Source organism: Arthrobacter sp. SO5, assembly GCF_020532805.1.
In the GTDB taxonomy this organism is placed as follows: Bacteria; Actinomycetota; Actinomycetes; order Actinomycetales; family Micrococcaceae; genus Arthrobacter.
Genome location: NZ_MQTQ01000041.1, coordinates 143,600 through 149,972, shown reverse-complemented (window position 1 = coordinate 149,972; position 6,373 = coordinate 143,600). Strand labels below are relative to the sequence as shown.

At 68.3% G+C, this 6,373-nt stretch carries 8 protein-coding genes; 5 read left to right on the top strand and 3 right to left on the bottom strand.

Features of this window, described 5'->3' with window-relative positions; all coding sequences use genetic code 11:
- Nucleotides 1-644 (top strand): hypothetical protein (locus BJG92_RS07945; RefSeq protein WP_232083478.1); only part of this gene is annotated, 644 nt, incomplete at its 5' end.
- Nucleotides 645-718: 74 nt separating this feature from the next.
- Complete coding sequence (locus BJG92_RS07940) at nt 719-979, top strand: carbon storage regulator (protein ID WP_232083477.1); 261 nt, start codon at nt 719-721, stop codon at nt 977-979.
- A 4-nt stretch (nt 980-983) separates the two neighbouring features.
- On the opposite strand, the gene BJG92_RS07935 is transcribed toward BJG92_RS07940, so the two are convergent.
- Nucleotides 984-1,511 (bottom strand): flagellar protein FlgN, encoded by a 528-nt coding sequence (locus BJG92_RS07935; protein ID WP_232083476.1) that lies wholly within the window; start codon nt 1,509-1,511, stop codon nt 984-986.
- 222 nt (nt 1,512-1,733) lie between these two features.
- Between BJG92_RS07935 and BJG92_RS07930 the strand changes: the two genes are divergently transcribed.
- Both BJG92_RS07930 and BJG92_RS07925 read left to right on the top strand, forming a co-directional pair.
- Entirely contained in the window at nt 1,734-2,552 is an 819-nt protein-coding gene (locus BJG92_RS07930; RefSeq protein WP_232083475.1) for a sigma-70 family RNA polymerase sigma factor, read from the top strand.
- A 152-nt stretch (nt 2,553-2,704) separates the two neighbouring features.
- Nucleotides 2,705-3,184, top strand: a complete 480-nt coding sequence (locus BJG92_RS07925) for a Dps family protein (RefSeq protein ID WP_232083474.1) — start codon at nt 2,705-2,707, stop codon at nt 3,182-3,184.
- Between the two features lie 76 nt (nt 3,185-3,260).
- Here BJG92_RS07925 and BJG92_RS07920 read toward each other — a convergent pair whose 3' ends face one another.
- Nucleotides 3,261-4,832, bottom strand: a complete 1,572-nt coding sequence (locus BJG92_RS07920; protein WP_232083473.1) for an MFS transporter — start codon at nt 4,830-4,832, stop codon at nt 3,261-3,263.
- A gap of 68 nt (nt 4,833-4,900) precedes the next feature.
- Here BJG92_RS07920 and BJG92_RS07915 point away from each other — a divergent pair, with 68 nt between their 5' ends.
- Nucleotides 4,901-5,440: a TetR/AcrR family transcriptional regulator gene (locus tag BJG92_RS07915; RefSeq protein ID WP_232083472.1), complete on the top strand. Its 540-nt coding sequence runs from the start codon at nt 4,901-4,903 to the stop codon at nt 5,438-5,440.
- Between the two features lie 22 nt (nt 5,441-5,462).
- Here the strand turns inward: BJG92_RS07915 and BJG92_RS07910 are convergent, their stop codons facing one another.
- The gene (locus BJG92_RS07910; protein ID WP_232083471.1) at nt 5,463-6,341 is read right to left on the bottom strand and encodes an aldo/keto reductase; all 879 of its coding nucleotides are present in this window, start codon (nt 6,339-6,341) and stop codon (nt 5,463-5,465) included.
- Between the last annotated feature and the right edge of the window lie 32 nt (nt 6,342-6,373).

Here is a 6,373-nt window from a genome sequence, read left to right as displayed (position 1 = left end):
GTGCGCGGACCGGCGCCCCTGCCCCCGCCGCCGACCCGCCGGTCCGCGCACAGCCGGTGTCCACGTTGGCGGCCTTGGCGACGGCCGGCGACGCGACCAGGGCTGTTCCCGCCGCCGACCCGGAGCCGGCCCGGCAGCCAGTCCAGCCCCGCGGGACGGTCCCGGCGCCGCTCACCGGCGTCGGTGACCTCGTGGTCCTCGTCGGGCTGGGGGACGATGCACTTGACACCGCCCTGGCGATGTCTTTGGCCGCCGGCGGCGCCGACGTGCGCACGGCCGGGAAGCTGTCCGCTTACGGCCACCTGCACGTGGACTCACGCCAAAGCGCGACGGCGGCCCGCGCCCACGCCGTGCTGACGGAACAGACCGTCGTAGTGGCCTTCGGCCTCGGCAGGGCCCGCGACGCCATCGCGCGGTGCCAGGCTCTTGCCGCCCTTTCTGCCGACCAGTTGTGGGTCGTCGTGGACGCCGGGCGCAAGGCCGAGGACACGGCGCGCTGGGTAGGGGTCCTCGCCTCGCAGCTGACCATCAGTGCAGTCGCCGTCGTCGGAGCGGGCGAAACCGGTACGCCGGAAACAGTCAACGCGCTCGGACTGCCGGTGGGCTGGATCGATGCCGCCCCGTCCTACGCGGTGAGTATCTGAGATGCGTAGATCCGGGATGTCCCAGGCAGCAGGATCCGTCCGCGGCTGCCCCCCGCGAAGGGTAGATTGAGAAGATGCTGGTACTTACACGCAAGCCGGGCGAACAGATCATGATCGGCGACGGAATCGTCATCACTGTTCTCGAGGGCAGGGGCGACGGCGTCCGGATCGGTATCGAGGCGCCCCGGGGCGTTCCGATCCAGCGCCGGGAGGTCATTGAGGCCATCGCGGCGGCTAACCTGGCGGCAGCTGCAGCAGGCGCAGCCACAGGCGCGGGCGCGGAGGACGCGCTGCGCGGGCTGCTGCCGCCGGCACCCGTCAGCAGCTCCGACTGACTGATCAGTCCCGTTTGCCGCCCAGGTAGTGGGCCAACAGGGGCTGGGTCGTCCGGCGGGTGACCGCCAGGGCCCGCTCAATGTTCCCCGCCGTCGTGAGCTGATCAAGATCGCCGGCCGTATCGGCCACGCGGGGGGAGGAACCCGGCGGCACCGGAGGGGGCAGCCGCCGCAGGGTGTCCTCGTTGGCCCTGGCAGCATCGCTGAGCTGCCGGAGCAGTTCCTGCAGGCTTTCCAGGTGTTCCTGCAGGACTTCGGGCCAGGCGCCGGGCGGAGCCGCGGCCACGAGTTCGACGAGGGTCGCCTGTGCCGGCAAACCCCATTCGGCCGCCACCGCCGCCGATTCAACACCACTGGCGAGGGCTTCGAAGCGCAGCCGGTCCAGGACGCCCTCCACCTCGGAGGCGGTGAAGTTCAGCCATTGCACGTTGCCGGCGTGGGCGTGGAGCCGCTGCGTCTCCAGCCTGAACAAGAGCAGTTCCAGTTGCCGGCGCTCCTGCCACAGAGCTGCCGATAGATCGCCTGCGCCCATGGGCCCCGTTCCCTTGCCGCCTTGGTGGTAAAGCGTTCCGCATTTTCAGCCAAGCTTTTCCCTGAGGTTACACGCAGATTGTGCCTCAGGTGATAAGTTTCGACTTGGGTGCTGCGCCCGGGTTTCAACCACCGACTTCCAGAGGGGAGTGCGGGTCCGTTTTCGGGTGCGGCTCTTGGTCTTTTAAGGCATTCGGATCCGGTCTCATGGGGGGACACACTATTGAATCGCGTGGAACGCAACGAGATGGTCACACAGCATCTTCCGCTGGTGGGCTACCTCGTCTCAGACTTGTGCTCTAAGGCCTCGCACCTTTCCCGCGATGACCTGGCCTCCGCGGGCGCCATTGCCCTGATCACGTCGGCCGATTCCTTCGACCCGGACCTGGGCGTACCGTTCGGCGCCTTTGCGCGCCGGCGCATCCTCGGCGCCTTCTCGGATGAGATGCGCGCCAGCGACTGGGCCACGCGCTCGGCGCGGCGCCGGATCAAAGAAACCATGTCCGTCCAGGAGACCCTCGCCGCCGCCCTGGGACGCACCCCCAGCGTCGATGAGATCGCCTCGGCGCTGGGCGTCCAGCAGAGCGTCGTGGAGGCAGCCCTCGCCGATGCCTCCCGCACCCTGACGCCGCTGGATGAAGCGGTGGTCGACACGCTGGCCGCAGAGACCCTGACCCCGGAACACTCCATCCTCGCGGACGAGCGGCTCCAGTACCTCCGGGCCGCAGTGAAGTCGCTCCCGGAGCGGATGCGCTACGTCGTGGAGGAAATCTACTTCGGCGACAGGACCGTCAAGGACCTGGCCGCGGAACTCGGATCCACCCACGCGGCGGTGTCCCAGCAGCGGGCCGAGGCCATCAGGCTGATGCGTGACGGACTGACCGCCCACTACGCGGACGACCCCGAGCAGGGCTTCGAGCCCCAGTCCAGGATCACCCCGCGGCGCCGGAACGACTACCTCTCCCAGCTCGCAGAGGCAACGGCTGGCGGCATCACGCGGGGCCTTTTCCCACAGGGTCCGGTGCTCAACGAGGCGGTCTGAACCTGTTCCCTGCGGCTTCCGGCCAGTGTTAGTAAGCCGGCTTAGTAAGCCGACCGTGAAATTTTGGCCGGACCGTCGCCGTCGCGCGCGGGCCTGCGGTAGCGTCGGAAGCATCGGACCTAAACGGTAACCGGACCTACCCAGGAGGACCCATGAAAGCATCACCGACCCTGACCGCCAACCTTCAGGCAGTGCTCGTGGACCTGATTGAACTTCACGTCCAGGGCAAGCAGGCGCACTGGAACATCGTGGGGACGAATTTCCGTGACCTGCACCTTCAGCTCGACGAAATCATCGACGCCGCCCGCGAATTCGCCGATGACATGGCCGAGCGTATGCGCGCCCTCCATGCCCTGCCGGACGGCCGGAGCTCCACGGTGGCCAAGTCCACCGTCCTCGCTGAATTCCCGGCCGGCCTGATCAATACCAAGGACGCCATCGAGCGGATCGTCGCGGCACTGGAGGCCGCCGTCGGCACCATGCGCAAAGTCCACGACGAAGTGGATGAAGAGGATCCCACGACGGCGGACCTGCTGCACGCGTTCATCGCCAAGCTTGAGCAGTACGCCTGGATGGTCAACGCGGAGACCATGCGCGCCAGCGCCAGCGTCACCACGCCTGACGGCAAGTAGTCCTCGCCAGCAGTTCCCAGCGCCCGATCCCGGCATCCGCCGGCATCGGGCGCTGTGCGTTTGACGGCGCCGCCGACTATTGTGCTGTCGGCACCTTGCGGAGGACGACGGCGGCGAGGACTGACGCCCCCGCCATCAGCACCATCGCGATGGCCGCCGTGATGTGGACGCCGGAATCGAAGGCGGCCCGCGCGGCCGCCGTCACGGCCTGCGCCAGTGGACCCGGCAGGGTGTGCGCCAGTTCGATGGCGCCCGCAAGCGTCTCGCCTGCCTGGGCCGTAGCTTCCGCCGGTGCCGTCCCGGCGACGCCGGCGGGCAGCTGCAGGTTGCGTTGGTAGGAGGCGGTCAGGATGGAACCCAGCACGGCCGTGCCCAGCAGCGACCCGACCTCGTAGCCGGTCTCCGAGATGGCGGCCGCCGCGCCTGACTTCTCCGCGGGAGCTGCTCCCAGGATCAGGTCATTGGAGATGGTTTCCGCCGAGCCGACGCCCAGGCACAGCACCAGCAGCGCGGCCAGCAGCAAGGCCGGGCCGTTGTTGTGATCGCCGAACGCCACGAGGAAGTACCCCGCCGCGCTCAGCAGCAGCCCGCCGGCCACCACGAAGCCCGGGCGGACCTTGCGCACAAGCGGCACCACCAGCAGGCCGGCCACGACGGTGGCGATGAGGGCCGGGACCATCGCGATGCCGGACTCGGAGGGGGACTGGTCCTCGAGCAGCTGCAGGTGCTGGGCCAGGAACAGAATGAAGCCGTTGAAGGAGAACAGTGCCAGCACGTTTGCCGTAATGGCGGTGCTGAAGACGCGGTTCCCGAACAGGCTGACATCCAGCAGGGGAGCCCTCCCGCCGCCGCGCATCAGAGCCCGCTGCCGCCGGATGAAGACATAGCCCATGGCCAGGCCGAGGCCGATGATGGCCAGCGGTGCCGGGGCGAGGCCGTGCGTGGCCAGGTCCTTGATGCCGTAGACCACCGGCACCATCACCAGCAGGGACAGGAGCACGCTTGGGACGTCCACCCGGCCGGGATGCGGATCGCGGGATTCCGGGATCAGGAAGGCGCCAAGGGCAAGCAGGGGCAGGATGATCGGCACAGCAACCAGCAGCACCGCACCCCACCAGAAGTTCTCCACTAGCCAGCCGCCGAAGATCGGACCGAGCGCGGCGCCGCCGGAGAAACCCGCGGCCCAGACGGCTACGGCCAGCCGCCGGCGGTTGGGCTCCGGGAAGATGTTGCGGATCAGCGAGAGCGTGGAGGGCATGAGCATCGCGCCGAAGAAGCCGAGACCCGCCCGCCCGGCGATCAGCCACTCGGCGCTCGGGGCGAAGGCGGTGACTGCGGAGACGGCCGCGAATCCGGTGCTGCCGATGAAGAGGAGCCGGCGCCGCCCGATCCTGTCGCCCAGGCTGCCCATGGCTACGAGCAGTCCGGCGAGGACCAGGGGGTAGGCGTCCACGATCCACAGCAGCTGCACGCCGGAAGCGTCCAGGCTCCGCGCGATGGCGGGCAGTGCAAACGTGAGGGCCGTGTTGTCGACCGCCACGAGCAGGACCGGAAACATCAGCAGCGCCAGTGCCACCCAGTCGCGCCACGGCGCACGGGCTGCGGCGGGGGCTTCTGTGACGGTTGCGGGAGTCAATGTAGTGCTCATGACAAATAACTATACCGTCCAGACGGTACAGTTAAGAAATGGGTGGCCGGACGGGCATGATGGGAACCATGCCCAGAAAACCCGTCGCCCGCGAAGCCGTCCTGGACGCCTTCGAATCGCTGCTCATCGAGGAAGGCGAACGCGCCGCCACCCTGGACGCCGTTGCCAGGCGGGCCGGCGTCTCCAAGGGCGGCTTGCTTTACCACTTCCCGAGCAAGGAGGCGATGATCTCGGTGCTGCTCGAGCGCCTGGACGGGTTGCTGGCGGAAGACGTCAAGGCCATGGCGGACGCGCCGGAGGGGGCGGCGGCGTACTTCATCAAGTCCTCGCTGTGGGCGGATACCCGGCTGGACCGGGCGTTCGTCGCCGCCACTCGGCTGGCCGAAGTGGCGCATGAAGAAGCCCTCCACCGTTTTGCGGCCGCCCAGGGTCGCTGGCTGGAACTGCTCGCCGGGGACGTCGGGCCCGCCATGGCCAAGGCTGTCCTCTATATGGGGGACGGCCTGTACTTCAACGCCATGCTTGCCCGTGGCCCCGGCGGCCCGCTTCCGGAGGTCGGCGCCGACCTCGGGAGCCTGCTGGCCGCCGTCGAACGTCTGCGCGGCTGAGGGCGGGCTTGCGGCCGGTAGGTTAGGTCGAGGCCGGCCAGCCGGACCCGGCGGTGCGCCAAGCGCTGTCGATGCTTTCCAGCGCCGACGCCGGAAGGGGGCCCTGGCTGGCGGCCCTAATGTTCGCGCGCAGGTGGGCCAACTTGGCCGTCCCGGCAATTGCGGTGTCCACACCCGGCGCGTACACCGTGAAGCGCAAGGCGAACTCGGCCCAATCCATGTCGCCGGGGTCGAGTGCCAGCGACTGAAGCCGTTCCCAGTACAGTTCCGCGTAGTTCCCGGTTGGCCGCTCAGCGAACCGCCACGGCGCGTTCGCGATCGGACGTTTGGCGATCACGCCCAGGTCGGGCCGGGGGCGCAGAACATTTCGGAGGTTCCACTGGTCGGCGATGTTGACGCTGGTTTCGATGGCACCGAACCGACCGGAGTCCACGGCGAATGCGAGGGGCTCATTGTCTCCGCTGTAGCCCGCGACACCGATCTTGCCGGCGGCGACGGCGGCGTCCAGGGCGTCCTGCAGATCCCCACGGCGCAGGATTTCAAGCGGGCAAGAATGCAGATAGAAGACGTCGATCCGCTCCGACCGGGTCAAGCGCAATGACTGTTCGATACTCTCCAGCACGCTGCCCGGGGACCAATCCCGTTGCCCGTTGATCTTGGGCCCACCCTTGGTGGACAGGACGAACTCATCCCGACGTCGGCCGATGTGCCGGCCGATCCGCTCTTCGCTCAACCCGTAACTGGCGGCGGTATCGATCAGCGTGACGCCGAGATCTAATGCTCCGTTGAGCACCTCTGCGGCCTCGGCCTCGGCGACGTCACTCTCGCCGATCTGGCCAGCGCCGAGCCCCACAACGGAGACCTCCAAACCGGTGGCCCCAAATGGCCTTCGCTCCAGCATGACTTTTCTCCTCATCTCGGCGACCGTTCAAC